This is a genomic window from Citrobacter sp. Ce104, assembly GCF_030334595.1.
GTDB lineage: Bacteria > Pseudomonadota > Gammaproteobacteria > Enterobacterales > Enterobacteriaceae > Citrobacter > Citrobacter europaeus.
In genome coordinates, this window is record NZ_JAOWDP010000068.1 from 407776 (window position 1) to 434223 (window position 26448).

The following is a 26448-nucleotide window of genomic DNA, read 5'->3' on the forward strand; positions in this document are numbered from 1 at the left end:
CGAGCTCTCTCGCTCTACATCAGCATTCTGGAAAAAAGGAAGCAAAAAAGGGTTGATGCTACAACGGTAACAAGGCCTGGTAGCATGTAGCTGTGATTAACCACATACTTGCCAATTCGAGTTGTCCCGGTTCGATCAAACGCCACACAGCCGATCTGTGCCCCTCCAGGAATAATGAACGATCCACAAGTAAGCGGGAGCAGGGCGACCAGGGTTTCTGCCGGATATCCCATTAACACGCCAGCGGGGAGTAGCGCTACAGCAGTTGCAGCTGGGCTATAAATTACGGCAGAAAGGCCAAAAACAATAATGCCAAACAATACGGGATTCTGAAAACCGTGGAAGGCAGTGTTAAATAATTCGTGCCATGCCTCAAAGAAGGAGTTCATCATCCATGACAGACCAAATATGGCGACGACACCTACAAGACCTGCTTTAAAAACTGAACCTGAATCAAGTTTTGATGGAGAAATTCGGCACACCATCATAATAATACATGCTGTTGTCAGCATAACTATTTGCAGTGTGGTTGGGATACTCATACGTTCCATTCCGCTACCGTTATTCCACTGTGGACGTAACTCAGGAATTGAACCCATAAGCACCACCAGAATGATACCGGTAAGGAAAATCAGCAATCCTCTCTTCGCTTCTTTTGTCACTATATTGGCGGTTCGCTCTTCAGCTTTTACTGATTCAAACTCACCTTCAGCAACCCTGCGTTGGAATTCCGGATCGTTTTTAAGCTCATGACCTCTTTTAAAGACGAAAAGGCAGCCGACAATACAGCCCAGGAACGTTCCGGGAACGGTGACCAATAAGATATCTAAAGCAGAGACATGTAAGCCAGCAAGGACAGCAATTGTCCCTGTAACGACCGCACTGACTGGGCTGGCAATGAGCCCAAAATTGGCAGCGATTACTGACATAGACATGGCCCTTTCTGGCCGTACCCTGGCATCTGCTGCAATTTCAGCAATTACTGGATAAACGGAAAAGGCAACATACCCTGTTCCGCAGATAGCAGTAAAAAGGTAAGCGACAGCTGGGCCGAGAAAAGTGATAGCGCCTGGCCACTTTCTGAGGATCCGTTCTGCCATCGTAACGAATAAATCAAGCCCACCAGCCGCCTGGAGGATTGTGATGCATGTGATAACCGCAAGGATAATAGAAATAACAGTAATAGGAGGTGAGTCGGGGGGGAGCCCAAAACCAAAAGTCAGGATAGCGAGTCCCAACCCGCCAGCAGCCCCGAGGCCAATCCCGCCAAAACGCCCGCCTATACCGATACATATCAGTACTATCGCAAACTGAGTTACGAATAACACCATAATTAATTCCTTTTTATTAACAAATGACCTGATATAATTTGAATAATAGGAGCTATAATCTTACCATAACAGTATATTAAGCAATCTAACTTATTAGATTATTTATACTCATGATTTTTACAGCACTTTAATCAGAGAGTGTTTATGGATAACAAAAACGAACTGTTTGAAAGTATTAAAAATTATCTGCTTGATGATGCTAACCGCAATGCTGATGGGCGCATTGAAACTGAAACTGAACTTGCTGTTCGTTTTAATACATCAAGATATAAAGTTCGTCAGGCGCTCAGTACGCTGGTACAGATGGGAATGCTTGAACGTTCTCCCCGTCGTGGTAGCGTCTTGAAAAATTTGGAACAGCACAATATAAATCACCAGTTGTTAATGCAGTTTGATTTGTCCGGGTTTGATATCACGGAATTTACAGAGGCAAGGATCCTGATTGAGTGTGCGATTATCCCTCTGGCAACGCGTAGAATCTTCCCGGCAATGCTCTCCAAACTTGAAAATGAGCTAAGGCTTATTGAAGAAAATGCGGATAACCCCCTGGTGGCCGATCGTCACGATAGAGATTTTCATTTGCTCTTGCTACAGGCGAGTGGCAATCGAGTGCTGCAGGTTTTCTCAGATGTCCTGATTACTTATTTTGAGAAAACAAGGGAGTCGTTACCTGCGAACGATCGTCAGTATTTTCTTGATACGGCGACAAAGCAGAGGGAAATATTGCTTCATATTAAGAAAGGGGACGCGCAGATGGCGTCGGAGTTGATGAGAGCACATTTGCTGGAAAAACGGCTGTAAATCTTCTGATAACGTAGTCAGAACATGTTTGCTGTTGGGTCCCCGCATCGTCGGGGATTTTTTTACCTGAGATTAACCTGATTTAGTGAGCTATTCCTCAGCACTAATTTGTTATTGCTGTATCTTCTGCGTGAATGAAGTGAATGCTTCATATTCAAAAGGAGAATATTGAAATGGGAAAACTCACGGGCAAAACAGCATTGATTACGGGCGCATCTCAGGGTATTGGCGAAGGGATTGCCAGAACGTTTGCCCGCCATGGCGCGAACTTAATCCTGCTGGATATCTCCGATGAGATTGAAAAACTGGCGGATGAACTGGCTGGGCGTGGACACCGTTGCACAGCCGTTCATGCTGACGTCAGAGATTTTGCGTCGGTAGCGGAAGCGGTAAAACGCGCGAAGAAAATCGAAGGCAAAATCGATATTCTGGTCAACAATGCGGGCGTCTGTCGCCTCGGCAACTTCCTTGATATGAGCGATGAAGATCGCGATTTCCACATTGATATTAACATTAAAGGCGTCTGGAACGTGACGAAAGCCGTTCTGCCGGAGATGATTGCGCGCAAAGACGGGCGCATCGTGATGATGTCATCTGTGACTGGAGATATGGTTGCCGATCCGGGCGAAACGGCTTATGCGTTGTCGAAAGCCGCAATTATCGGTTTGACCAAATCCCTGGCGGTCGAATACGCGCAGTCCGGCATTCGCGTGAATGCCATTTGCCCGGGCTACGTTCGTACGCCGATGGCGGAAAACATCGCTCGTCAGTCTAATCCGGAGGATCCGGAATCCGTATTAGTCGAAATGGCGAAAGCTATTCCGATGCGCCGTTTGGCCTGCCCGCTTGAGGTCGGTGAACTGGCGGCATTCCTGGCGTCGGATGAGTCCAGTTACTTAACTGGCACGCAAAATGTGATTGATGGCGGCAGCACCCTGCCTGAAAGCGTTAGCGTTGGCGTCTGATTGATGCCGGTCTCCTCCCTGGTGAACCTGGGGAGGTGCCCCCCTTATTCTCTTTTCAACTTTCAAATCATCAAACGGTATATAAAACCGTTACTCCTTTAGCACTGGTTATAAATATGATGACCATAAGAAAGTCATTTAATTTATAAGGGTGCGCAATGGCCGTTAACTTACTGAAAAAAAGAACCCTGACGCTGGCAGCAATGCTGTTGCTGGTGGGTCAGGCGCAGGCAACGGAACTGCTGAACAGTTCATACGATGTTTCCCGCGAACTGTTTGCCGCCCTTAACCCGCCGTTCGAACAGCAATGGGCGAAGGATAACGGCGGTGACAAACTGACGATTAAACAATCTCATGCCGGGTCATCAAAACAGGCGCTGGCGATTCTGCAGGGACTGAAAGCCGATGTGGTGACCTATAACCAGGTGACCGACGTACAGATCCTGCATGACAAGGGCAAACTGATCCCCGCCGACTGGCAAAGCCGTCTACCGAATAACAGTTCGCCATTCTATTCCACCATGGCGTTTTTGGTGCGTAAGGGTAACCCAAAAAATATCCACGAATGGAGCGACCTTGTTCGCCCGGACGTGAAGCTGATTTTCCCGAATCCGAAAACCTCCGGGAACGCGCGTTATACCTATCTGGCAGCGTGGGGTGCGGCAGATAAAGCGGATGGGGGCGATAAAGCCAAAACCGAACAGTTTATGACCCAGTTTCTGAAGAACGTGGAAGTGTTTGATACCGGTGGTCGCGGTGCAACGACCACCTTTGTTGAACGCGGTCTGGGTGATGTGCTGATCACGTTTGAATCGGAAGTGAATAACATCCGTAAACAGTATGAAGACCAGGGCTTCGAAGTCGTGGTGCCGAAGGTCAACATTCTGGCGGAGTTCCCGGTGGCCTGGGTAGATAAAAATGTGCAGGCCAACGGTACTGAAAAAGCGGCAAAGGCGTACCTGAACTGGCTGTACAGCCCGCAGGCGCAGACCATCATCACGGATTACTACTACCGGGTGAATAACCCGCAGGTGATGGACAAGCTGAAAGACAAATTCCCGCAGACCGAGTTGTTCCGCGTGGAAGACAAGTTTGGCTCGTGGCCTGAGGTAATGAAAACGCACTTTGTCAGCGGCGGTGAGCTGGACAAACTGTTGGCGGCGGGGCGTAAGTAAATGTTTGCTGTTTCTTCCCGACGCGTGCTGCCCGGCTTTACCTTAAGCCTGGGCACCAGCTTACTGTTTGTCTGCCTGATATTGCTGCTGCCGCTAAGCGCGCTGGTGATGCAATTGGCGCAAATGAGCTGGGCGCAATACTGGGATGTAATTACCAATCCGCAGGTGGTAGCGGCTTATAAAGTGACGCTGCTGTCAGCGTTTGTGGCATCGATTTTTAACGGCGTGTTTGGTTTGCTGATGGCGTGGATCTTAACCCGCTATCGCTTTCCGGGCCGTACGCTGCTGGATGCGTTAATGGATCTGCCGTTTGCGCTGCCTACGGCTGTGGCAGGCCTGACGCTGGCATCGCTGTTTTCAGTCAACGGTTTCTACGGCGAGTGGCTGGCGAAGCTGGATATTAAGGTGACCTACACCTGGCTCGGCATCGCAGTGGCGATGGCGTTTACCAGCATTCCGTTCGTGGTGCGTACTGTACAGCCGGTTCTGGAAGAGTTAGGCCCGGAATATGAAGAAGCGGCGGAAACGCTTGGTGCCACCCGCTGGCAGAGCTTTCGTAAAGTGGTGCTGCCGGAGTTGTCTCCCGCGCTGGTGGCGGGCGTTGCGCTGTCGTTTACCCGAAGCCTCGGTGAGTTTGGCGCGGTTATCTTTATCGCCGGGAACATCGCATGGAAAACGGAAGTGACCTCGCTGATGATTTTTGTTCGCTTGCAGGAGTTTGACTACCCAGCCGCCAGCGCGATTGCTTCTGTGATCCTCGGGGCGTCGTTGCTGCTGCTGTTTTCAATTAACACCCTGCAAAGTCGCTTTGGTCGACGCGTGGTAGGTCACTGATGGCAGACATTACCCAATTGAAACGCTATGGCGCACCCCGCATCAACTGGGGTAAATGGTTTTTGATCGGCACGGGCATGCTGGTCTCCGCCTTTATTTTGCTGGTGCCGATGATTTATATCTTCGTGCAGGCGTTCAGCAAGGGGTTGATGCCGGTATTAAATAACCTGGCTGACCCGGACATGCTGCATGCCATCTGGCTGACGGTACTGATTGCGCTGATTGCGGTGCCGGTGAACCTGGTGTTTGGTGTGTTGCTGGCCTGGCTGGTGACTCGCTTCAACTTCCCCGGCCGTCAGCTGTTGCTGACGCTACTGGACATTCCATTTGCCGTTTCGCCGGTGGTCGCCGGTCTGGTCTATCTGCTGTTTTACGGCTCTAACGGTCCGCTTGGTGGATGGCTGGATGAGCACAACCTGCAAATTATGTTTGCCTGGCCGGGGATGGTACTGGTGACGGTATTCGTGACCTGTCCGTTTGTGGTGCGCGAACTGGTGCCGGTGATGTTAAGCCAGGGCAGCAATGAAGATGAAGCGGCTGTGTTGCTGGGCGCGTCCGGCTGGCAGATGTTCCGACGCGTTACGCTGCCAAATATTCGTTGGGCATTGCTGTACGGCGTGGTGTTGACCAACGCGCGTGCGATTGGCGAGTTTGGCGCGGTGTCGGTGGTTTCCGGCTCGATTCGGGGCGAAACCTTGTCGCTGCCGCTACAGATTGAATTACTGGAGCAGGACTACAACACGGTCGGCTCCTTTACCGCCGCGGCGCTATTAACGCTGATGGCGATTATTACCCTGTTTTTGAAGAGCATGTTGCAATGGCGTCTGGAGAACCAGGAGAAACGCGCGCAGCAGGAGGAAAACCATGAGCATTGAGATTGCCAATATTAAGAAGTCTTTTGGTCGCACCCAGGTGCTGAACGATATCTCGCTGGATATTCCTTCAGGTCAGATGGTCGCGCTGCTGGGGCCATCCGGCTCGGGCAAAACCACGCTGCTGCGCATTATTGCCGGACTGGAGCATCAGTCCAGCGGGCATATCCGTTTTCACGGTACCGACGTCAGCCGATTGCACGCCCGCGACCGTAAGGTGGGGTTCGTGTTCCAGCACTATGCGCTGTTTCGTCATATGACCGTTTTCGACAACATCGCTTTTGGCCTGACGGTCCTGCCACGGCGTGAGCGCCCGAATGCGGCGGCCATCAAAGCAAAAGTGACCAAACTGCTGGAAATGGTTCAGTTGGCTCATCTGGCGGACCGTTTCCCGGCACAGCTTTCCGGCGGGCAAAAGCAGCGTGTGGCGTTGGCGCGTGCGCTGGCGGTAGAGCCACAGATCCTGCTGCTCGACGAGCCGTTTGGCGCGCTCGATGCTCAGGTGCGTAAAGAGCTGCGTCGCTGGCTGCGCCAGTTGCATGAAGAGCTGAAGTTTACCAGCGTGTTTGTGACCCACGATCAGGAAGAAGCGACGGAAGTTGCAGACCGTGTGGTGGTGATGAGTCAGGGCCATATCGAACAGGCCGATGCGCCGGATCAGGTATGGCGCGAACCGGCTACTCGTTTCGTCCTGGAATTTATGGGTGAGGTTAACCGCCTGCAGGGGACGATTCGCGGTGGACAGTTCCACGTGGGCGCACATCGCTGGCCGTTGGGCTACACGCCAGGCTATCAGGGACCGGTGGATCTGTTCCTGCGCCCGTGGGAAGTGGATGTCAGCCGTCGTACCAGCCTGGATTCGCCATTGCCGGTTCAGGTGCTGGAAGCCAGCCCAAAAGGACACTACACCCAATTAGTTGTGCAACCACTGGGGTGGTATAACGAACCGTTGACGGTGGTCATGCAGGGCGATAATTCCCCGAGCCGCGGCGAACGTTTGTTCGTTGGACTGCAAAATGCGCGTCTGTATAACGGCGACCAGCGTATTGAAACGCGTGAAGAGGAACTTGCCCTGGCGCAATCTGCCTGATAGGTTAATTTGCATAGTTATCGCCCGGTGGCGCTACGCTTACCGGGCTTTTTTATGAGCTGAAAACGTGAACACATTAGAACAAACAATTGGCAATACGCCTCTGGTGAAATTACAACGTCTGGTGCCGGATAACGGCAGTGAAATTTGGGTCAAGCTGGAAGGCAATAATCCCGCGGGTTCGGTGAAAGACCGTGCCGCGTTGTCGATGATCGTCGAAGCGGAAAAACGCGGAGAAATTAAGCCTGGCGACGTGCTGATTGAGGCGACCAGCGGTAATACCGGAATTGCGCTGGCAATGATCGCCGCGTTGAAGGGTTACCGCATGAAGCTGCTGATGCCAGACAACATGAGTCAGGAACGCCGTGCGGCGATGCGTGCTTATGGGGCTGAACTGGTTCTGGTGACCAAAGAGCAGGGGATGGAAGGGGCGCGCGACTTAGCCCTTGAGATGGCGCAGCGTGGAGAAGGTAAACTGCTCGATCAGTTCAATAATCCTGATAACCCGTACGCGCACTACACCACCACCGGACCCGAAATCTGGCAGCAGACATCAGGCCGTATCACGCATTTCGTTTCCAGTATGGGAACGACAGGCACGATTACCGGCGTGTCGCGTTTTCTGCGCGAGCAGGAAAAACCGGTCACCATCGTCGGTCTGCAGCCGGAAGAGGGCAGCAGCATTCCTGGCATTCGCCGCTGGCCAGTAGAATATATGCCGGGTATTTTTAACGCTTCGCTGGTGGATGAGGTGCTGGATATTCATCAGAACGATGCGGAAAACACCATGCGTGAACTGGCCGTGCGTGAAGGTATTTTTTGCGGTGTCAGTTCTGGCGGCGCGGTAGCGGGCGCGTTACGCGTGGCGCGCGCGACACCGGGGGCAGTGGTGGTAGCGATCATCTGCGATCGCGGCGATCGCTACCTTTCGACCGGCGTTTTTGGTGAGGAGCACTTCAACCAGGGCGCAGGGATTTAATTTGTCGGCCTGATAAGCGTAGCGCTATCAGGCAAAGGTACGACACTATGCCGGATGATGACGCAAAGCGTGTTATCCGGCCTGCCATGTTCAATCGTTACGTTTTTCTACCAGCTTATCAAGGAATTGCCACAGCTTCTCATTCATCTGCTGGTAATCACAGGCGCGCATCTCTTCCACAGAGCGGATGAAGCGTTTCCCTTTGGCTTCGGCAAGTTCTTGCTCTGAGTGCTGAATTAATCCTTCTACCGCTTCGGCGTTAAACTCCATATGGCACTGAAAACCATAGATGAAATTACCGTATTGCACGATTTGTCGCGGGCAGCCCTCGCTTGCGGCAAGAATTGTCGCCTGGTCGGTTAACCCTGGCATGTCATTGTGCCAGTGACCGACGGTGAGCGGTGAGCCGAAATGGTTAAATAACGGATGCTGTTGGCCTGCCTCGGTGAGGACGATCGGGTAGTGACCTATCTCTTTTTCCGGACTTTGGCACACCTTCGCGCCCAGCGCTTCACCGATTAACTGCGACCCCAAACAGATCCCCACCACGATTTTTCGTGCCGAAATCGCCTGGTTAATCAGATGCTGCTCGGCCTGAGAGTCAAAGTATGGGCACTCTGCCAGCGTGGTGCGGGGGGACTGCGGGCCGCCAAATACCACCAGCATATCGAAGCCATCGGCATTAGCGGGGACTGTTTCTCCGGCGTAAACGCGTGACCAGGTGATGGTATAGCCGCGTGATTCGGCCCACGGCAGGTACGCGCCAGCAGATTCGAAAGACTCATGAATAACAAAATGAACTCGCACTTTTTCTCTCCTGTTAGCGCTTTAGCGCCTGATGAATATCAGCCGCCAGCTTGTTAATGTCGCTGTCAGTTAAGGTTGACAGCGTAATGCGCAGGCCGTGCGCAGGCGTATTGACGCCAAACACTTCGCCTTCACGTACCAGCCAGCCAGATTTTGCCAACGCAAAAGCGGTCGCCTGGCTGTTATTTTCCAGCGGTAGCCATAGATTCAGCCCGTCACCGGCGGGCAGATCAATGCCATGTTGGCGCAGAGCCGCTGCCAGTTTTTGTTGCTGGGCAGCGTAAAACTGCTGAGTTTGTGCCAGCGTGTGTTGATATGTCTCGTCACTCAGGCAGGCGCAGGCTAAATCCTGGAGCAGATGGCTGACCCACTGACTGCCGGAGTTGAGCCGTAAACGCAGTTTTCCGGAAGTGAGCGGATCGCTGGCCACAATGGCCAGGCGTAAATCCGGGCCTAACGTTTTTGACATCGAGCGGACAACCGCCCAGTGCGTGGTTTCCTTAGCTATTACCGTATACCAGCGGCAAGCGGACAGCAGCGCAAAGTGGTCGTCAACAATCACCAGCGTTTGCGGATAGCGAGCCAGGATTTCCTGCAATTGCGCCGCACGGGATGCGCTCAGACTGCATCCTGTGGGGTTGTGCGCACGCGGCGTCAGAATCACCGCCCGCGCGCCTTTCTGAAGCGCGGTTTCCAGCATGTCTGGCTGCATGCCTTCGCGGTCAACGCTGACCGGACTGGCGGAGAAACCGGCATAGCGCAGCATGTTTATGCTACTCAAAAAGCACGGATCTTCTACGGCAACGCTGTCGCCAGGCAGTAAATGGGCGCACAGCAGCCGCTCAATGGCATCAATGGCGCCACTGGTGATATCAATTTCACCCTTGCAAGGCATTACATCCTGCATCCACTGCGCGGCCCATGCTTTAAGTCCTGGCGAGACGGCAGCATCACCATACAACCGCGGATTCTTATTTATCTTCGCGAAATAACTACTCAGATCGGGAAGACGCGAGGGCGCAGGATTACCGCCGGAAAGATCGATAAGCGGGGTATCCGGATCACCGCCTTCCAGCGCAACGGGGGCAGAAATTTCTTTGATCACCGTGCCATTGCGTCCCAGACTTTGTGCCAACCCGGAGGTGACCAGGCGTTTATAAGCCGCTGCGACAGTATTGCGGTTGACGTTTAATGCCGTTGCCAGTTCACGTACTGGCGGTAACGTTTCGCCCGCTGCCAGCGTGCCTGTAGCGACATGTTGACGAATACTGTCAAAAATTTCGCTAGCGGTTTTTCCGTCGATCATTATTGACCTATGACAAAATGAATTTTAGCATATGACGATAATAGTGAGGTGTAAGCCCGCTGTCCAGCGAGAGGAGAAATTTATGGAGCAGGGGAATGATATTCAGTCGGTGCTCTTCGACGACAAGCATCGGGCGTTACAGACCGATATCGTCGCCGTCCAGTCACAAGTGGTGTATGGCAGCGTAGGCAACAGCATCGCTGTTCCGGCCATTAAGGCGCAGGGATTACGCGTGACGGCAGTCCCTACGGTGCTGTTCAGTAATACCCCGCATTATGAAACCTTTTACGGCGGCGTTATTCCGCCCGACTGGTTTAGCGGTTATCTCCGCGCCTTAAATGAGCGTGATGCTTTACGCGAGTTAAAGGCGGTGACCACGGGCTATATGGGGAGCGCGGAGCAAATCGCCTTGCTGGCGCAGTGGCTGGAAACAGTTCGGGCTACGCATCCGGCACTGTGCATTTTGGTCGATCCGGTCATTGGCGATACGGACAGCGGCATGTATGTGAAAGCTGAAATTCCGCAAGCTTATCGCAAGCACCTGTTGCCGCTGGCTCAGGGGCTGACGCCGAACGTGTTTGAGCTACAAATGCTGAGCGGAAAACCGTGTCGTACGCTTGATGAAGCTATCGCGGCGGCACAATCGCTGCTCACCGACACGCTGAAATGGGTGGTGATTACCAGCGCGCCGGGGGATAGCGAAGAGATTATTAACGTTGCGGTGGTGACGGCTGAAACGGTTGAGGTGCTGGCCCATCCGCGGGTGAAAACGGATCTGAAGGGGACTGGCGATCTGTTCTGTGCTGAGCTGGTGAGCGGTATTGTGTTGGGTAAAGCGCTGACGACCGCGACGCACGACGCCGCACAGCGGGTGCTGGACGTGATGACGTGGACCAACCTGTGCGGTTGTGATGAATTAATTCTGCCACCGGCAGGGGAGGCTCGATGAAAAGTTACCGGCTGGTGGTTCGCCAGAATGGGCGTATGGTTGGACATTTTGACACCAGCGGGGCTGCAGCGCTGGAAGATATCTGCGTGGCGCGGGCGATGTTTGGTATTACGGGTGGCTACGATTGTGAACTGTTAGTGGCGGATTCGGAACGACGGATGTTGGAAAGCGGGCCGGAAGGAATGAAAATCCTGATGCGCGAAGCGTGTTACCGACCTGTCATCTCACAAATTTAACGCTTTTCAGACCTACCAAAAATAAAAATCGTTATCGGGGTATATACAAAATCATTCAGGTTGCATCAAGGCGGCAAAGGAGAGAATCCCCGGGAGCGTACATGAGTACGTGACGGGGTGAGCGACTGCAGCCAACACAGAGGCAATCTGAAGGATGAAGTATATAAAAAAATGGCGCCTGATGGCGCCATCTTTCTCTGCAACAAGAATTACTTCTTGATGCGGATAACCGGAGTTTCACCCACCGTCACGCTACCGGACAGTTTGATCAGCTCTTTGATTTCGTCCATGTTGGAGATAACAACCGGAGTCAGGGTAGACTTGGCTTTTTCTTCCAGCAGCGGCAGATCGAATTCAATAACCGGGTCGCCCACTTTCACGCGTTGACCTTCTTCAGCGATGCGTTTAAAGCCTTCGCCTTTCAGTTCAACGGTATCAATACCGAAGTGAACAAACAGCTCAATGCCGCTGTCGGATTCGATAGAGAAAGCGTGGTTGGTTTCAAAGATTTTGCCGATGGTGCCATCAACAGGGGCGACCATTTTGTTACCGGTTGGTTTGATAGCGATGCCATCACCAACGATTTTTTCAGCAAAAACTACATCCGGCACGTCTTCGATGTTGACGATCTCGCCAGAGAGCGGAGCAACAATCTCAATAGTTCCGGTGTCTTTCTTATCATCAGAAACCAGAGATTTCAGTTTATCGAACAAACCCATGATCTTCTCCTAAGCAGTAAATTGGGCCGCATCTCGTGGATTAGCAGATTGTTTTTTCTTCAATGAACTTGTTAACCAGCGTCATTAACTCGTCCGTTGTCGGTTGAGCAAGAGCCTGCTCTGCTAACACCTTCGCATCTTCGAAGTTCGTGTTACGGATAATCTTCTTAATGCGCGGGATAGAAATGGCGCTCATAGAGAATTCGTCCAGACCCATCCCCAGCAACAGAAGTGTAGCACGTTCGTCGCCTGCAAGCTCACCACACATGCCAGTCCATTTGCCTTCCGCATGAGAAGCATCAATAACTTGCTTGATCAGCGTCAGTACAGATGGTGACATCGGTTGGTAAAGGTGTGAAATCATATCATTACCACGGTCAACTGCCAGGGTGTACTGCGTTAAATCATTAGTGCCGATACTAAAGAAATCAACTTCTTTGGCTAAATGACGCGCAATTGTTGCCGCTGCCGGTGTTTCCACCATCACGCCAATCTCAATGCTTTCGTCAAATGCTTTACCTTCGTCGCGCAGTTCCTGTTTGTAGATTTCGATCTCTTTGCGCAGTGCACGCACTTCTTCAACAGAGATGATCATTGGGAACATGATGCGCAGTTTGCCGAAAGCAGAGGCGCGCAGAATAGCGCGAACCTGGTCACGCAGGATCTCTTTACGATCCATGGCGATACGCACAGCACGCCAGCCCAGGAACGGGTTCTCTTCTTTCGGGAAGTTCATGTACGGCAGCTCTTTATCGCCGCCGATGTCCATGGTACGGACGATGACCGCCTGAGAGCCACAGGCTTCAGCGACGGCTTTATACGCAGCAAACTGTTCTTCTTCAGTTGGCAGCGATTCACGGTCCATGAACAGGAATTCGGTACGGTACAGACCCACACCTTCAGCGCCGTTACGCTCAGCGCCTTCAACGTCACGAACGGTACCGATGTTGGCGCAAACTTCAACCTGATGTCCGTCCAGCGTGATAGCCGGCAGATCTTTCAGCTTAGCGAGTTCCGCTTTCTCGGTAGCAACCTGCTCCTGAACGGCACGCAGTTGCTCAATAACGTCGTTGGTCGGATTGACGTAAACCTGGTTGTTTACGGCATCCAGAATCAGATAGTCGTCGTTTTTCACCTGAGAGGTGACGCTACCCGTACCTACGATGGCAGGCAGTTCCAGAGAACGCGCCATGATAGAGGTATGGGAGGTACGTCCGCCCGCGTCAGTAATGAAACCCAGCACCTTGTTCAGGTTCAGCTGTGCGGTTTCTGACGGGGTCAGGTCAGCGGCTACCAGGATAACTTCGTCCTGAATCGCGCTCAGGTCGATAATTGCCAGACCCAGGATATTACGCAGCAGGCGTTTACCGATATCACGTACGTCAGCCGCACGTTCTTTCAGGTATTCATCATCCAGCTCTTCCAGGGCTGTGGCCTGACCTTCGATAACTTCATGCGCAGCTGCATCAGCCGTCATGTGCTTATCTTTAATCAGGGCTATGATTTCCTGCTCCAGCTCCTCATCTTCGAGAAGCATAATATGCCCTTCAAAGATGGCTTCTTTTTCTTCACCGAACGTTTCACCAGCTTTAGTTTTGATCGCTTCCAGTTGCGCAGATGCCTTGGCACGACCGCTCAGAAAACGTTCAACTTCCTGATCAACCTTGTCGGCAGAAATTTTTTTCCGGTCAATGACGATCTCGTCTTCTTTCAGCAGCAATGCTTTACCGAAAGCGATACCCGGGGATGCTAAAATGCCTGAAATCATAACCCTACCTTACTTGTGACTGATATTTAAAAGAACTCGTTGAACTTACTCGAGTTCAGCCATCAGTTTAACCAGATGCTCAACTGCTTTCTGCTCGTCTTCACCTTCTGCGGACAGGGTGACAACGGTACCCTGAGTCAGGCCCAGAGTCTGCAGTTTAAACAGGCTTTTGGCGCTAGCGCTTTTGCCGTTGGAAGTCACAGTAATTTCAGAAGAAAAGCCTTTTGCTTCTTTAACAAACTGAGCAGCAGGGCGAGTATGCAGACCGTTCGGAGCGGTAATGGTAACTTCTTGCTGGAACATTATATTTCCCCAACTTATAGGTTTAGTGTTGTGGAACTAAAGTCTAGCCTGGCGGCTCAACTTTAGCCTGTATTGTTAGCATCGGCGTAAACTGGACGCGACACAAAAGGAGTTCGGTGCAATCCGTTGCTGGCAACTTCTTGCCGCTGACGTTTCGTTCGTCATTAAACATTATGCCGCGAAAGGAAGAGTTGAACCAAATCATAAAATCGATTCAGCTAGCGCTTTTCCTGTAACGATTAATTTCGCGCATCAAAATAATTAGTTTGGTTAAATACCAGTTCCGGCGGGTTGAATCAATGCCAGGAGAGGTGAAACTTTGAAGCAGGCCACAAAAAAGCACCCAAAAGGGTGCTTTTTTACGCGTTTTTAACATGCTGGCATTACTGTTGCAGTTCTTTCTCTGTGAAGAGATCGGCAAACAGTGCAGTGCTCAGATAACGCTCACCCGATGACGGTAGGATAACCACAATATTCTTATTGGTAAAGGTTTCATCTTCCTGGAGCTTAAGCGCGGCAGCAACCGCTGCGCCGGAAGAGATCCCCGCCAGAATACCTTCTTCTTCCATCAGGCGACGTGCAGTAGAAATCGCTTCATCATTGGTGATGGCAACGACTTTATCGATAAGCTTCAGATCAAGGTTGCCAGGAATGAAGCCTGCGCCGATGCCCTGAATTTTATGCGGGCCTGGTTTAAGTTCTTCACCCGCCAGGGCCTGGGCGATAACAGGGGAGTCGGTAGGTTCAACCGCAACGGTGATCAGGTCGGTTTTACCTTTGGTGCCTTTAATGTAACGGGTCACGCCAGTCAACGTACCGCCGGTACCTACGCCGGAAATAAAGACATCAACCTGGCCATCGGTATCTTCCCAGATTTCCGGGCCGGTGGTTTTTTCATGGATTTCCGGGTTCGCCGGGTTACTGAACTGCTGCAGCAACAAGAATTTTTCCGGATCGCTGGCGACGATTTCTTCCGCTTTCTGGATTGCGCCCTTCATGCCTTTTGCGCCTTCGGTCAGTACCAGGTTCGCGCCCAGCGCTTTTAAGAGCTTGCGGCGCTCAATGCTCATGGTTTCCGGCATGGTCAGCGTCAGTTTGTAACCGCGAGCGGCGGCGACGTAAGCCAGTGCAATACCGGTGTTACCGCTGGTCGGTTCTACCAGCTCAACGCCCGGTTTCAGCACACCACGTTTTTCGGCATCCCAAATCATATTGGCACCGATACGGCATTTGACGCTGAAGCTCGGGTTGCGTGATTCCACCTTCGCCAGAATGCGTCCGTTACCGATACGGTTCAGTCGAACCAGCGGCGTATGACCGATAGTCAGCGAGTTATCTTCAAAAATCTTACTCATGGCCTGTCCTTAACTGTATGAAATTGGGATACCGCTTCAGCATACCTGTTGAGAAAGTATGGGGAAGTAAGGAATTCGCATATCTATATGCTGATGAGAAATAATGCGTAGCAGTATGGAATAAGAGCGGGCATAAGCCAGCCCGCTTTTACACATTTTTGCATTACTTCCATAACGCGTGCTTAGCACGATAGCAGTCTACCCACATCGCCGTGGCACCACAAACCGCGACCGGCATGATGAACAGGTTGAGCACCGGAATCATGGTGAACAGACTGGTTAACGCGCCAAATTGCATATTGGTTACCTTGCGTGTGCGCAGCGCGACGCGCATCTCTTTAAAAGGCACCTTATGGTTATCAAACGGATAATCGCAGTACTGAATGGCCAGCATCCACGCGCTGAACAGGAACCACAGCACTGGGGCAACGGTCTGCCCAATGCCTGGAATAAAATAGAGGATCAGCAACACGAAGGCGCGCGGGAGATACCACGCAAGCTTTTGCCATTCGCGTTTCATAATGCGCGGAACGTCTTTCATGATGCCGAGAACGCCGGTGTCAGGCGGCGTGGCGCCCGTTAAGCGTGCTTCCAGCTGTTCCGCCAGCAGACCGTTAAACGGTGCGGCAATCCAGTTAGCAATAGTCGAGAACAGATAGCCGAATACCAACAGCACGGAGACAGTCACAATCGGCCACAGTAAATAGCTGAGCCACTGAAGCCAGTCAGGGACGTGGCTCATCAGCGCGGGGATCCAGCTATCGAGTTGTGTAAATAACCACCAGAATGCGCCGCCCATCAGCAGGATATTCACCAGTAAAGGCAGGATAACAAACCGACGAATGCCCGGTTGAGTGATGAGCTTCCATCCCTGAGAAAAGTAATATAGGCCGCTGCGAGGTACAACTGCAGATGATGAAACCATGGTCAGGACATACTCCTTGTTATATAAGCTCTGGTAAACTTTGCGTATCTTACCGGGTTGTTGAGCGTTAAGCTGTTCGGAAATGTTCGAAAAAACAGCAAAAAGCACAATTTTGTTCATCTTTATGCTGTGAAAGCCAAGAGTACACTTGCACTTGGCGTAATCGACAAATACTCTTAGTGAGTAAATGTTTGCCGTGGTGGCAAGGTGTTAGAACAACAGAGAATATAATGATGCAGGATTTGCGTCTGATATTAATCATTGTTGGCGCGATCGCCATAATCGCTTTACTGGTACATGGTTTTTGGACTAGCCGTAAAGAGCGGTCTTCTATATTCCGCGATCGCCCACTGAAACGCATGAAGTCTAAACGTGAAGACGAGGATTCGTTCGACGACAACGTCGAGGAAGACGAAGGCGTGGGCGAAGTTCGCGTTCATCGTGTGAATCATGCTCCCGGTAATGCGCAGGAACATGGGGTTCCTCCTCAGTCGCCGCAACACCAGTACCAGCCGCCTTATGCGTCTGCTCAGCCGCGTCAATCCGCGCAGCAGCCTGCACAAGCGCCGGTACCGCCGCCGCATGTTCAGCAGCCGCCGCAGCCTGTACAACCGCAGCAGCCGGTGCAACATCAGCCTGTTCAGCAGCAACCTGCGCAACAGCCGATGCAGCATCAACCCGCTGCGCCGCAGGTTCAGCAACCCGTGCAGCAAGCCCCGCAACCTGCGCCGCAGACCTTCCAGCCAGCTGAGCCTGTCGTTGAACATCAACCGCAGCCTGAGCCAGTAGTAGAAGAAGCGCCTGTTGCTGAAAAACCGCAGCGTAAAGAAGCGGTCATCATTATGAACGTTGCTGCGCATCACGGTAGCGAGCTCAACGGTGAAGTGCTGCTCAACAGCATTCAGCAGGCCGGTTTCAAATTTGGTGATATGAATATTTTCCATCGCCATTTGAGCCCGGATGGCAGCGGTCCGTCGCTGTTTAGCCTTGCCAATATGGTTAACCCGGGAACGTTTGACCCAGAAATGACGGGCGACTTCAGCACTCCTGGCGTGACCATTTTTATGCAGGTTCCGTCCTACGGGGACGAGCTGCAAAACTTTAAGCTGATGCTGCAGTCCGCACAGCACATTGCCGATGAAGTGGGCGGTGTGGTGCTCGACGATCAACGTCGCATGATGACGCCGCAGAAACTGCGCGAGTATCAGGACCGCATCCGCGAAGTTAAAGAATCTCACGCCTGATTTTCCTCTGGCGTGACATCTCCTTGCTAAACCCCCGCCTGTCGGGGGTTTTTTATCATTGATGGTGCGATATGGAATCAATCGAACAACAACTGACAGAACTGCGAACCACGCTTCGCCATCATGAGTATCTCTACCATGTGATGGACGCGCCGGAAATTCCTGATGCGGAGTACGATCGCCTGCTGCGTGAACTGCGCGAGCTGGAAGCACAGCATCCGGACCTTATTACCCCCGACTCGCCAACCCAGCGCGTTGGCGCCGCTCCGTTAACGGCGTTTAGCCAGATTCGCCATGAAGTGCCAATGCTGTCGCTGGATAACGTATTTGATGAAGAGAGTTTTCTGGCCTTCAACAAGCGCGTTCAGGACAGGCTGAAGAGTACCGATAAACTGACCTGGTGCTGTGAGCTGAAGCTGGACGGGCTGGCGGTCAGTATCCTGTATGAAAACGGTGTGCTGGTCAGTGCCGCTACGCGTGGTGATGGCACCACGGGTGAGGACATTACTTCTAACGTGCGCACCATTCGCGCGATCCCGTTAAAACTGCGTGGCGATAACATTCCGACGCGTCTGGAAGTGCGCGGTGAAGTGTTCCTGCCGCAGGCCGGATTTGAAAAAATTAACGCAGAGGCCCGTCGCACGGGTAACAAAGTTTTTGCTAACCCGCGTAACGCGGCGGCCGGGTCATTGCGTCAGCTTGATCCGCGTATCACAGCGAAGCGACCGCTTACTTTCTTCTGCTATGGCGTGGGTGTGCTGGAAGGCGGCGTGCTGCCTGATACTCACCTGGGCCGCCTGCTGCAATTTAAAGAGTGGGGATTGCCGGTAAGCGACAGGGTCATGCTTTGCGACTCTCCGGAGGAAGTACTCGCTTACTATCATAAAGTTGAAGAAGACCGACCAACGCTGGGATTTGATATCGACGGCGTGGTTGTCAAAGTCAACTCTATGGCGTTGCAGGAACAACTGGGCTTTGTTGCCCGCGCACCGCGTTGGGCGGTGGCCTTTAAGTTCCCGGCGCAGGAGCAGATGACCTTTGTGCGTGATGTTGAGTTTCAGGTCGGACGTACCGGGGCGATTACGCCCGTTGCCCGCCTTGAGCCGGTCCAGGTTGCCGGGGTGCTCGTCAGTAACGCAACGCTGCACAACGCTGACGAAATCGAGCGGTTAGGTTTGCGTATCGGCGATAAAGTCGTCATTCGCCGCGCGGGTGATGTTATCCCGCAGGTGGTGAACGTCGTGCTTTCCGAACGCCCGGAAGATACTCGCGAAATTGTGTTCCCAGAGCATTGTCCGGTTTGTCACTCTGACGTTGAACGTGTCGAAGGCGAAGCGGTCACTCGCTGCACCGGTGGTTTAATCTGTGGGGCTCAGCGGAAGGAGTCGCTGAAACACTTTGTTTCCCGCCGCGCGCTCGACGTTGACGGTATGGGCGACAAAATAATCGATCAACTGGTCGAAAAAGAGTATGTCCATACCCCAGCGGATCTCTTCACCCTGACCGCAGGTAAACTGACTGGTCTTGATCGTATGGGGCCGAAATCGGCACAAAACGTGGTGAATGCGTTGGAAAAAGCGAAGGCAACGACGTTTGCCCGTTTCCTCTACGCGCTGGGAATTCGCGAAGTCGGCGAAGCCACGGCGGCAGGTCTGGCGGCGCATTTCGGCACCCTCGAGGCGCTGGAAGCAGCCTCTATTGAAGAGCTGCAAAAAGTGCCGGATGTCGGCATTGTGGTAGCGACCCACGTATTTAATTTCTTTGCCGAAGAGAGCAACCGCGAGGTGATCGTGCAACTGCTGGCGCAGGGGATTAACTGGCCAGCGCCGGTGGTCATTAACGCTGAAGAAATCGACAGTCCCTTCGCGGGTAAAACAGTGGTGCTGACCGGGAGTCTGAGCCAGATGTCACGCGATGACGCCAAAGCGCGACTCACCGAGCTGGGCGCAAAAGTGGCGGGCAGCGTATCGAAGAAAACCGATCTGGTGATTGCCGGTGAAGCGGCGGGCTCGAAACTGGCGAAAGCGCAGGAGCTTGGGATTGCCGTGATCGATGAAGCTGAAATGATCCGCTTGCTGGGTGCCTGAGATGGAAAAAGAGCAGCTGGTTGAAATCGCCAATACCGTGATGCCCTTTGGCAAGTATAAAGGTCGTCGGCTGATTGATGTACCGGAAGAGTATCTGCTGTGGTTTGCCCGAAAGGATGAGTTCCCGCCGGGCAAGCTCGGCGAACTGATGCAAATCACGCTGCTGATTAAAACTGAGGGGCTGACGCAACTGGTGCAGCCCCTGAAACGCCCGCTTTAAGCCTTCGCGGCGCGGCTTTTCTGCTGCGCCTGTAATGCATCCGTCTGCTGCTTGTAGCGACGCGCCAGCACGGCGCACGCCATCAGCTGTATCTGGTGGAAGATCATCAACGGCAGCACCATCATCCCAATCACCGACGTCGGGAACAGAATATTTGCCATTGGGATCCCGTTCGCCAGGCTCTTTTTCGAACCGCAGAACACAATGGTGATTTCATCGGCTTTGTTGAAGCCGCATTTACGCGCAACAAAGACGTTTATACCAATCACGACGGCCAGCAGGATGATGCTGACCACCACGATAAACAGCAATGAACCCACCCCCACTTTATGCCAGATCCCGTTAACCACGGCTTCACTGAAGGCGGAGTACACCACCAGCAAAATAGAGGATTGATCCGTTTTCGCGATCCATTTTTTATGTCGTGCTACCCAGTTTCCAATCCACGGACGCGAAAGGTGACCTAGCACAAACGGCAGCAGCAGCTGCAGCATGATTTTTCCTACCTGCTCCAGACTGCCTTCTGCGCCGTGCATATTCATCACCAGCCCGACCAGAAGCGGCGAAAGAAAAATACCCAACAGGCTGGAGGCGGAAGCAGAACATACGGCGGCGGCAACGTTACCGCCTGCCAGCGATGTAAAGGCGATGGCTGACTGCACCGTGGCGGGCAAAATACACAGGTACAGGAAACCGGTGTAGAGCATTGGGTCAACGTTGACTGGCGCCCACCAGGCGAAAAGAACGCCCAGAACCGGGAAGACAACAAACGTGCTGCACATTACCCACAGATGCAAACGCCAGTGGCTACCGCCAGCAATAATGGCCTCACGAGAGAGCTTCGCCCCGTGCATAAAAAACAGCAGGGCAATGGCGGCGGTGGTTAAGCCTTCAAAGAAAGGCACAAAGCCACCCTCGGCCGGGAAAAAGGACGCTAGCAAAACAACCGTAATCAGCGTTATCGTGAACGGATCAAGGATACGAAAAAGTTTCATAAAAGCTCCTGAAATTCGGTAGTAACATTTTGCGTTTTTCCGTTTGAGAAATAAAATTGATTTATTGCATCCATATATGAATCGAATAGATGAATTACTCTCTGCGTCAGCTGCGTATCTTTGTTACCGTCGCTCAGGCCAAAAGTTTTAGCAGGGCGGGGGATATCATTGGCTTAAGCCAGTCGGCGGTCAGCCATAGCGTTAAAGAGCTTGAAGCGCAGACGGGTGTGCGCCTGTTGGACAGAACGACGCGGGAAGTGGTGCTGACGGAAGCCGGCCATCAGCTGGCGGCGCGTCTGGAACGCATTCTGGACGAACTGCACAGCACCTTGCGTGAAGCAGGCCAGGTAGGGACGCAGTTAACCGGGACGGTCAGAGTGGCTGCCAGTCAGACTATCTCGGCGCACCTTATTCCCCAGTGTATTGCCCAGAGCAATCAGCTTTATCCGGCGATCGATTTTGTGCTGCACGACCGGCCACAGCAATGGGTACTGGAAAGTATTCGCCAGGGAGAAGTCGATTTTGGCATTGTGATTGATCCCGGCGCCGTGACTGATTTGCAGTGTGAAGCCGTGCTGTCCGAACCTTTCTTGTTGCTGTGTCGGCAGGACCATCCTTTAGCCCAGCGGGAATGGGTAAACTGGCAGGATCTCTACCATGAGCGTCTGGTGCTACAGGATTATGCTTCCGGCAGTCGGCCGCTGATCGATGCGGCGCTGGCCCACTTTTCCATTGATGCCAATATTGTTCAGGAGATTGGTCACCCGGCCACGCTGTTCCCGATGGTTGAGGCGGGAATTGGTATTAGCGTACTCCCCGCGCTGGCGCTCCCTTTACCGCAGGGCAGTCATCTGCAGGTGAAGCGTCTGACACCGGTGGTTGAACGGCAACTGATGCTGGCGCGACGTAAAAATCGTTCTTTATCGACCGCGGCTCAGGCGTTATGGGACGTGGTGCGGATGCAGGCCAGTGAATTAACCGCCGGTCGTGCTAGCGATCCTTTGTATCAGATATAAATATCGACTCGATGTGGGTCGGTAGCATTGTTGACGCCGCTAGCTTTTCTTTGATCGGCGCTTTGCTTTTGCTGTGACTCCTCGGTCTGCTGGCGCAACAATTGAGCCAGCTGTGCTTGTAACATCTTGATTTGAGTCTGAATAAGCTCCTGCTGCTCGCGCTTCTGCTCAACACTGCCACTGCTATTGGGGATATCTTTGAGCTGCTGGGTTAGCTTGGTTATCTTATGGGTGATTTGTGCAATCTGTGCGGAGATATCATTCCCGGCTGATGCTTTTCCACCGCCGCTACTGCTTTGAACAGTTGGGGTGGAAACGTTGATAGTTGTCATACGGATCCCTCGTGCCATAAAACATGAGTATCGGCATCAGCGAACAGAACTTCAGCAATAATACGGCCGAGTGGAGTTTAATCATAAAAATCCCAAACCTTAATGTATCTGTTTTCCTGTGCCATTTCTGGCTCGAAAATAATGTGATTTCAGGCTGATTTAGCGCACCTCATCGATACCGATTTACTATCGGTTGTCGGGATAAACGGTATTGGTAATCGATTGCGTAGTCTCGCTATAACTGTGCTGTACGCTACGTCATTTTCGATTACTCAGTGTTAAGGACATCTTATGAGCCACTCTCTTTTCTCGCAAAACCCATGGTACAGCGCCGATATTATTCGTGGTTACAAACCGGATTTCACGCCGCGTGTAGCGTTTATCCTTGGTTCTGGTCTGGGCGCGCTGGCGGATCAAATTGAGGATGCGGTGGCCATCTCTTACGAGAAACTACCGGGTTTCCCGGTGAGTACCGTACACGGTCATGCCGGTGAACTGGTGCTGGGAAATCTGTCAGGCGTACCGGTGGCCTGTATGAAAGGACGTGGACATTTCTATGAAGGGCGGGGCATGACGGTGATGACGGATGCCATTCGTACGCTGAAGCTGCTGGGCTGTGAGCTGCTGTTTTGCACGAATGCCGCAGGTTCTTTGCGTCCCGAAGTCGGACCAGGTAGTCTCGTTGCGCTTAGCGATCACATCAATACGATGCCGGGTACGCCGATGGTAGGGCCAAACGATGAGCGTTTTGGTGAGCGATTCTTTTCACTGGCGAATGCCTATGATGCTGACTACCGCGCGGTCCTGCAAACCGTTGCCGCTGAGGAAGGGTTCCCACTGAGTGAAGGGGTTTTTGTCTCTTATCCGGGACCGAACTTTGAAACCGCGGCAGAAATCCGCATGATGCAAATTATCGGTGGTGACGTGGTGGGGATGTCGGTGGTGCCGGAAGTTATCTCTGCGCGCCACTGCGGTCTGAAAGTCGTTGCGGTGGCAGCCATCACGAATTTGGCGGAAGGTCTGGGTGATGTGAAATTATCTCACGCACAGACGCTGGCGGCAGCGGAACTGTCCCGGCAGAATTTCATCAATCTGATCTGCGGCTTCTTGCGCAAACTGGCCTGAATAATTAAAAAATGACCCCGCTTGCGGGGTCTTACTTTTTTGGCAAGGAACGGAAAAATGGGTATCGCATCTCGCTTAAAGCTCATGTCGTTTTTGCAATATTTCATCTGGGGAAGCTGGCTGGTAACCCTGGGTTCTTACATGATTAACACCCTGGATTTTACCGGTGCCAACGTCGGTATGGTTTACAGTTCGAAAGGGCTGGCGGCGATTATCATGCCGGGCATTATGGGTATCATTGCCGATAAATGGCTACGTGCCGAGCGCGCTTACATGCTCTGCCATCTGGTGTGTGCTGGCGTGTTGCTTTACGCCACAACCGTTACCGATCCCCAGACAATGTTCTGGGTGATGTTGGTTAACGCGATGGCGTATATGCCGACAATAGCGTTATCGAACAGCGTTTCATACTCGTGCCTGGCGCAATCGGGTCAGGATCCGGTCATTGCGTTCCCGCCAATTCGTGTGTTCGGCACGATAGGTTTTATTGTGGCGATGTGGACGGTCAGCCTGATGGGATTGGAGTTGAGTAGCGCGCAACTGTATATCGCGTCAGGTGCTTCATTGCTGCTGGCGTTATACGCTCTTACATTACCCAAAATTCCGGTTGCCGAGAAAAAAGAGTCCGCCACGCTTGCCAGCAAACTGGGGCTGGACGCCTTTGTCCTGTTTAAAAAACCACAGATGGCAATCTTCTTTTTGTTTGCGATGATGCTGGGGGCGGTGCTGCAAATTACCAATGTCTTTGGTAATCCGTTCCTGCATGATTTTGCCCGTAACCCAGAATTCGCCGACAGTTTTGTGGTGAAGTACCCCTCCATTTTGCTTTCGGTTTCGCAAATGGCTGAGGTAGGCTTTATTCTCACAATCCCGTTCTTCCTCAAACGCTTTGGCATTAAGACGGTGATGCTGATGAGCATGCTGGCATGGACGCTGCGCTTTGGCTTTTTTGCCTTTGGCGATCCGTCACCGTTTGGTTTTGTGCTGCTGCTGATGTCGATGATTGTCTACGGCTGCGCGTTTGATTTCTTCAATATTTCAGGGTCGGTATTTGTTGAGCAGGAGGTTAGCTCAACTATTCGCGCCAGTGCGCAGGGGCTGTTTATGACGATGGTAAACGGCGTTGGCGCATGGGTGGGTTCAATCCTGAGCGGTATAGCGGTGGACTATTTTTCTGTTGATGGTGTTAAAGATTGGCAGACAATCTGGCTGGTCTTTGCCGCCTATGCGCTGGCCCTGGCAGTTATCTTTGCATTGTTCTTTAAATACAATCATGAGCCTGAACGACGGGTACAGAAATCACCGGCACATTAACGTCCCATTAGCGGCGGGTTCCGATACCCGTCGTTTCATTTTCTGCGAGCCAATATGGTAACTTTGCGCATTACCCTTATTTCAGGAGCGCATTATCCATGGAACGCACGCACCGCATCGATCTGAAGTTACTGCGTTATTTTCTTGCTGTTGCAGAAGAACTGCATTTTGGACGCGCTGCTGCTCGCCTGAATATGTCGCAACCGCCGCTCAGTACTCATGTTAAAGAGCTGGAACAGCAGCTCGGGACTTTGCTATTTATCCGTCATTCCCGCAGCGTAGCGTTAACTCACGCTGGAAAGATATTGATGGAAGAGTCGCGCCGACTGTTATCCAGCGCCAATCAGGCGCTGGCGAGAGTGGAGCAGATTGGTCGCGGTGAGGCAGGGCGAATTGAACTCGGGGTCATCGGTACTGCGATGTGGGGAAAAATGCGCCCGGTAATGCGGCGTTTTCTGAAAGATAATCCCAACGTGGAGGTGCTTTTTCGCGAGAACATGCCCGCGATGCAGATGACGATGCTGGAACGCCGTGAACTGGATGCGGGAATTTGGCGGATGGCTACGGAGCTTTCTCCCGGGTTTACCAGTTTGCGTTTGCATGAGTCCTCTTTTCTGGTTGCTATGCCTGAAGAACATCCTCTTACCGCCAGTGAATTCGTTCCTCTGGAGGCGTTGAGAAATGAATATTTTGTCACGATGCCCTCCATTCATACCGACTGGGCATTTTTGCAGCGCGTATGCCTGAGCGCTGGATTTTCACCGATGATTATTCGTGAGGTGAGGGAGCCGCAAACGGTGCTGGCGATGATCAGCATGGGGATTGGTATTACGTTGATTGCTGACAGTTATGCGCAGATGAGCTGGCCGGGTGTGGTATTCCGACCGTTAGAGGAACGTATTCCGGCGGATTTGTATATTGTGTATGACGAACAGCAGGCGACGCCCGCGCTGGAGAAACTGGTGGCCGCATTGACGGTATGATATCTGTGCCGGATGGCGACTAACGTCTTATCCGGCCTACGCGTGCGGTATTGTCTGTAGGCCTGATAAGCGCAGCGCATCAGGCAAGCAGGTTCGAATCTTATAAATCGCAGATAGCAAAAAGGCGCCTTTAGGGCGCCTTTTTACATTGGTGGGGCGTGCAGGATTCGAACCTGCGACCAATTGATTAAAAGTCAACTGCTCTACCAACTGAGCTAACGCCCCGAAGTGGTGGGTGATGACGGGATCGAACCGCCGACCCCCTCCTTGTAAGGGAGGTGCTCTCCCAGCTGAGCTAATCACCCACTTCGGTACTTCAATTTTATCGTAAGAAATCCAGCTGGCGAGAAAGTGGTGGGTGATGACGGGATCGAACCGCCGACCCCCTCCTTGTAAGGGAGGTGCTCTCCCAGCTGAGCTAATCACCCACTTCTCAATTTCTTACTCTACACGGCGGAGACTACATAAAGTAGTTGGTGGGTGATGACGGGTTCGAACCGCCGACCCCCTCCTTGTAAGGGAGGTGCTCTCCCAGCTGAGCTAATCACCCCCGCTGTGTGGAGTCGCATTATAGGGAGAGTTGAAAATGAGTCAACGCATTTTCTAAAGAAATTGTTCGTTCGTCGTAAATTTAAACAAAACGATCGCAAAACAATCCATGCGGCATGATTTGTATACGAAAATGGCAAAGCGTGATGTTCCAACCCGATCAACATT

Annotated in this window: 26 protein-coding genes and 4 tRNA genes; 16 read left to right on the forward strand and 14 right to left on the reverse strand. The window is 52.3% G+C overall.

Annotated elements, in window-relative coordinates; translation table 11 throughout:
• Positions 1-14: 14 nt before the first annotated feature.
• Positions 15-1331: an anaerobic C4-dicarboxylate transporter family protein gene (locus OGW16_RS20310; protein WP_043017138.1), complete on the reverse strand. Its 1317-nt coding sequence runs from the start codon at positions 1329-1331 to the stop codon at positions 15-17.
• A 144-nt stretch (positions 1332-1475) separates the two neighbouring features.
• On the opposite strand from OGW16_RS20310, the gene OGW16_RS20315 reads away from it, so the two are divergent.
• The 7 genes from OGW16_RS20315 to cysM all read left to right on the forward strand — a co-directional run bounded on the left by OGW16_RS20315 (position 1476) and on the right by cysM (position 8047).
• A complete protein-coding gene (locus OGW16_RS20315) occupies positions 1476-2132 on the forward strand; it encodes a FadR/GntR family transcriptional regulator (RefSeq protein WP_043017137.1) in 657 nt (218 codons plus the stop codon).
• Positions 2133-2305: 173 nt separating this feature from the next.
• Positions 2306-3097 carry an SDR family oxidoreductase UcpA gene (gene ucpA / locus OGW16_RS20320; RefSeq protein WP_080626260.1) on the forward strand — a complete coding sequence of 264 codons (792 nt, stop codon included), beginning with the start codon at positions 2306-2308 and terminating at the stop codon, positions 3095-3097.
• A 158-nt stretch (positions 3098-3255) separates the two neighbouring features.
• Entirely contained in the window at positions 3256-4272 is a 1017-nt protein-coding gene (gene cysP, locus OGW16_RS20325; RefSeq protein ID WP_043017135.1) for a thiosulfate/sulfate ABC transporter substrate-binding protein CysP, read from the forward strand.
• Entirely contained in the window at positions 4273-5106 is an 834-nt protein-coding gene (gene cysT / locus OGW16_RS20330) for a sulfate/thiosulfate ABC transporter permease CysT (protein WP_003038061.1), read from the forward strand. It abuts the gene before it with no gap.
• Positions 5106-5981, forward strand: a complete 876-nt coding sequence (gene cysW / locus OGW16_RS20335; RefSeq protein ID WP_043017134.1) for a sulfate/thiosulfate ABC transporter permease CysW — start codon at positions 5106-5108, stop codon at positions 5979-5981. Before cysT ends, cysW begins: the two co-directional genes overlap by 1 nt.
• Positions 5971-7068, forward strand: coding sequence for a sulfate/thiosulfate ABC transporter ATP-binding protein CysA (cysA, locus tag OGW16_RS20340; RefSeq protein WP_047409650.1), 1098 nt, complete (start codon positions 5971-5973; stop codon positions 7066-7068). Before cysW ends, cysA begins: the two co-directional genes overlap by 11 nt.
• 67 nt (positions 7069-7135) lie before the next feature.
• A complete protein-coding gene (gene cysM, locus OGW16_RS20345; RefSeq protein ID WP_043017132.1) occupies positions 7136-8047 on the forward strand; it encodes a cysteine synthase CysM in 912 nt (303 codons plus the stop codon).
• 90 nt (positions 8048-8137) lie between these two features.
• On the opposite strand, the gene OGW16_RS20350 is transcribed toward cysM, so the two are convergent.
• Entirely contained in the window at positions 8138-8854 is a 717-nt protein-coding gene (locus OGW16_RS20350; protein ID WP_043017131.1) for a type 1 glutamine amidotransferase, read from the reverse strand.
• A gap of 13 nt (positions 8855-8867) precedes the next feature.
• A complete protein-coding gene (gene ptsJ / locus OGW16_RS20355; protein ID WP_213733286.1) occupies positions 8868-10160 on the reverse strand; it encodes a MocR-like B6 salvage transcription factor PtsJ in 1293 nt (430 codons plus the stop codon).
• Between the two features lie 82 nt (positions 10161-10242).
• On the opposite strand from ptsJ, the gene pdxK reads away from it, so the two are divergent.
• Together pdxK and OGW16_RS20365 are read left to right on the forward strand one after the other, a co-directional pair.
• The gene (pdxK, locus tag OGW16_RS20360) at positions 10243-11109 is read left to right on the forward strand and encodes a pyridoxine/pyridoxal/pyridoxamine kinase (protein WP_087052467.1); all 867 of its coding nucleotides are present in this window, start codon (positions 10243-10245) and stop codon (positions 11107-11109) included.
• Positions 11106-11345, forward strand: coding sequence for a hypothetical protein (locus OGW16_RS20365; RefSeq protein WP_043017128.1), 240 nt, complete (start codon positions 11106-11108; stop codon positions 11343-11345). Before pdxK ends, OGW16_RS20365 begins: the two co-directional genes overlap by 4 nt.
• A gap of 209 nt (positions 11346-11554) precedes the next feature.
• On the opposite strand, the gene crr is transcribed toward OGW16_RS20365, so the two are convergent.
• The 5 genes from crr to cysZ form a co-directional block, all read right to left on the reverse strand.
• Positions 11555-12064: a PTS glucose transporter subunit IIA gene (gene crr, locus OGW16_RS20370; RefSeq protein WP_000522253.1), complete on the reverse strand. Its 510-nt coding sequence runs from the start codon at positions 12062-12064 to the stop codon at positions 11555-11557.
• Between the two features lie 40 nt (positions 12065-12104).
• A complete protein-coding gene (gene ptsI / locus OGW16_RS20375; RefSeq protein ID WP_008785405.1) occupies positions 12105-13832 on the reverse strand; it encodes a phosphoenolpyruvate-protein phosphotransferase PtsI in 1728 nt (575 codons plus the stop codon).
• A 45-nt stretch (positions 13833-13877) separates the two neighbouring features.
• Complete coding sequence (gene ptsH, locus OGW16_RS20380) at positions 13878-14135, reverse strand: phosphocarrier protein Hpr (RefSeq protein ID WP_043017126.1); 258 nt, start codon at positions 14133-14135, stop codon at positions 13878-13880.
• Positions 14136-14518: 383 nt separating this feature from the next.
• Positions 14519-15490 carry a cysteine synthase A gene (cysK, locus tag OGW16_RS20385; RefSeq protein WP_003038091.1) on the reverse strand — a complete coding sequence of 324 codons (972 nt, stop codon included), beginning with the start codon at positions 15488-15490 and terminating at the stop codon, positions 14519-14521.
• Positions 15491-15653: 163 nt separating this feature from the next.
• On the reverse strand, positions 15654-16415 hold the full coding sequence (cysZ, locus tag OGW16_RS20390) for a sulfate transporter CysZ (RefSeq protein WP_087052468.1): 762 nt from the start codon (positions 16413-16415) through the stop codon (positions 15654-15656).
• Positions 16416-16645: 230 nt separating this feature from the next.
• Here cysZ and zipA point away from each other — a divergent pair, with 230 nt between their 5' ends.
• From zipA to OGW16_RS20405, 3 genes are all read left to right on the forward strand, one after another.
• Positions 16646-17659 carry a cell division protein ZipA gene (zipA, locus tag OGW16_RS20395; RefSeq protein WP_043017124.1) on the forward strand — a complete coding sequence of 338 codons (1014 nt, stop codon included), beginning with the start codon at positions 16646-16648 and terminating at the stop codon, positions 17657-17659.
• A 71-nt stretch (positions 17660-17730) separates the two neighbouring features.
• On the forward strand, positions 17731-19746 hold the full coding sequence (gene ligA, locus OGW16_RS20400; protein WP_047409663.1) for an NAD-dependent DNA ligase LigA: 2016 nt from the start codon (positions 17731-17733) through the stop codon (positions 19744-19746).
• A 1-nt stretch (position 19747) separates the two neighbouring features.
• Positions 19748-19966, forward strand: a complete 219-nt coding sequence (locus OGW16_RS20405) for a DUF3820 family protein (protein ID WP_003038102.1) — start codon at positions 19748-19750, stop codon at positions 19964-19966.
• Here OGW16_RS20405 and OGW16_RS20410 read toward each other — a convergent pair.
• Positions 19963-20961: a bile acid:sodium symporter family protein gene (locus OGW16_RS20410; protein WP_047409665.1), complete on the reverse strand. Its 999-nt coding sequence runs from the start codon at positions 20959-20961 to the stop codon at positions 19963-19965. The genes OGW16_RS20405 and OGW16_RS20410 overlap by 4 nt on opposite strands.
• Before the next feature lie 89 nt (positions 20962-21050).
• Between OGW16_RS20410 and OGW16_RS20415 the strand changes: the two genes are divergently transcribed.
• Entirely contained in the window at positions 21051-21977 is a 927-nt protein-coding gene (locus OGW16_RS20415) for a LysR family transcriptional regulator (protein ID WP_043017121.1), read from the forward strand.
• Here the strand turns inward: OGW16_RS20415 and OGW16_RS20420 are convergent.
• Positions 21968-22309, reverse strand: coding sequence for a FlxA-like family protein (locus tag OGW16_RS20420; protein WP_043017120.1), 342 nt, complete (start codon positions 22307-22309; stop codon positions 21968-21970). The genes OGW16_RS20415 and OGW16_RS20420 overlap by 10 nt on opposite strands.
• Before the next feature lie 291 nt (positions 22310-22600).
• Between OGW16_RS20420 and xapA the strand changes: the two genes are divergently transcribed.
• The 3 genes from xapA (at position 22601) to OGW16_RS20435 (ending at position 25731) form a co-directional block, all read left to right on the forward strand.
• Complete coding sequence (gene xapA, locus OGW16_RS20425; RefSeq protein WP_043017119.1) at positions 22601-23434, forward strand: xanthosine phosphorylase; 834 nt, start codon at positions 22601-22603, stop codon at positions 23432-23434.
• A 57-nt stretch (positions 23435-23491) separates the two neighbouring features.
• A complete protein-coding gene (locus tag OGW16_RS20430; RefSeq protein ID WP_043017118.1) occupies positions 23492-24748 on the forward strand; it encodes a nucleoside permease in 1257 nt (418 codons plus the stop codon).
• 98 nt (positions 24749-24846) lie between these two features.
• Positions 24847-25731 carry a LysR family transcriptional regulator gene (locus OGW16_RS20435; protein ID WP_286518730.1) on the forward strand — a complete coding sequence of 295 codons (885 nt, stop codon included), beginning with the start codon at positions 24847-24849 and terminating at the stop codon, positions 25729-25731.
• A 149-nt stretch (positions 25732-25880) separates the two neighbouring features.
• Here the strand turns inward: OGW16_RS20435 and OGW16_RS20440 are convergent.
• The 4 genes from OGW16_RS20440 to OGW16_RS20455 all read right to left on the reverse strand — a co-directional run bounded on the left by OGW16_RS20440 (position 25881) and on the right by OGW16_RS20455 (position 26281).
• Positions 25881-25956, reverse strand: a tRNA-Lys gene (locus tag OGW16_RS20440).
• A 4-nt stretch (positions 25957-25960) separates the two neighbouring features.
• Positions 25961-26036, reverse strand: a tRNA-Val gene (locus OGW16_RS20445).
• A gap of 47 nt (positions 26037-26083) precedes the next feature.
• Positions 26084-26159: transfer RNA gene (locus tag OGW16_RS20450), tRNA-Val, on the reverse strand.
• A 46-nt stretch (positions 26160-26205) separates the two neighbouring features.
• Positions 26206-26281 (reverse strand) — tRNA-Val (locus OGW16_RS20455).
• Between the last annotated feature and the right edge of the window lie 167 nt (positions 26282-26448).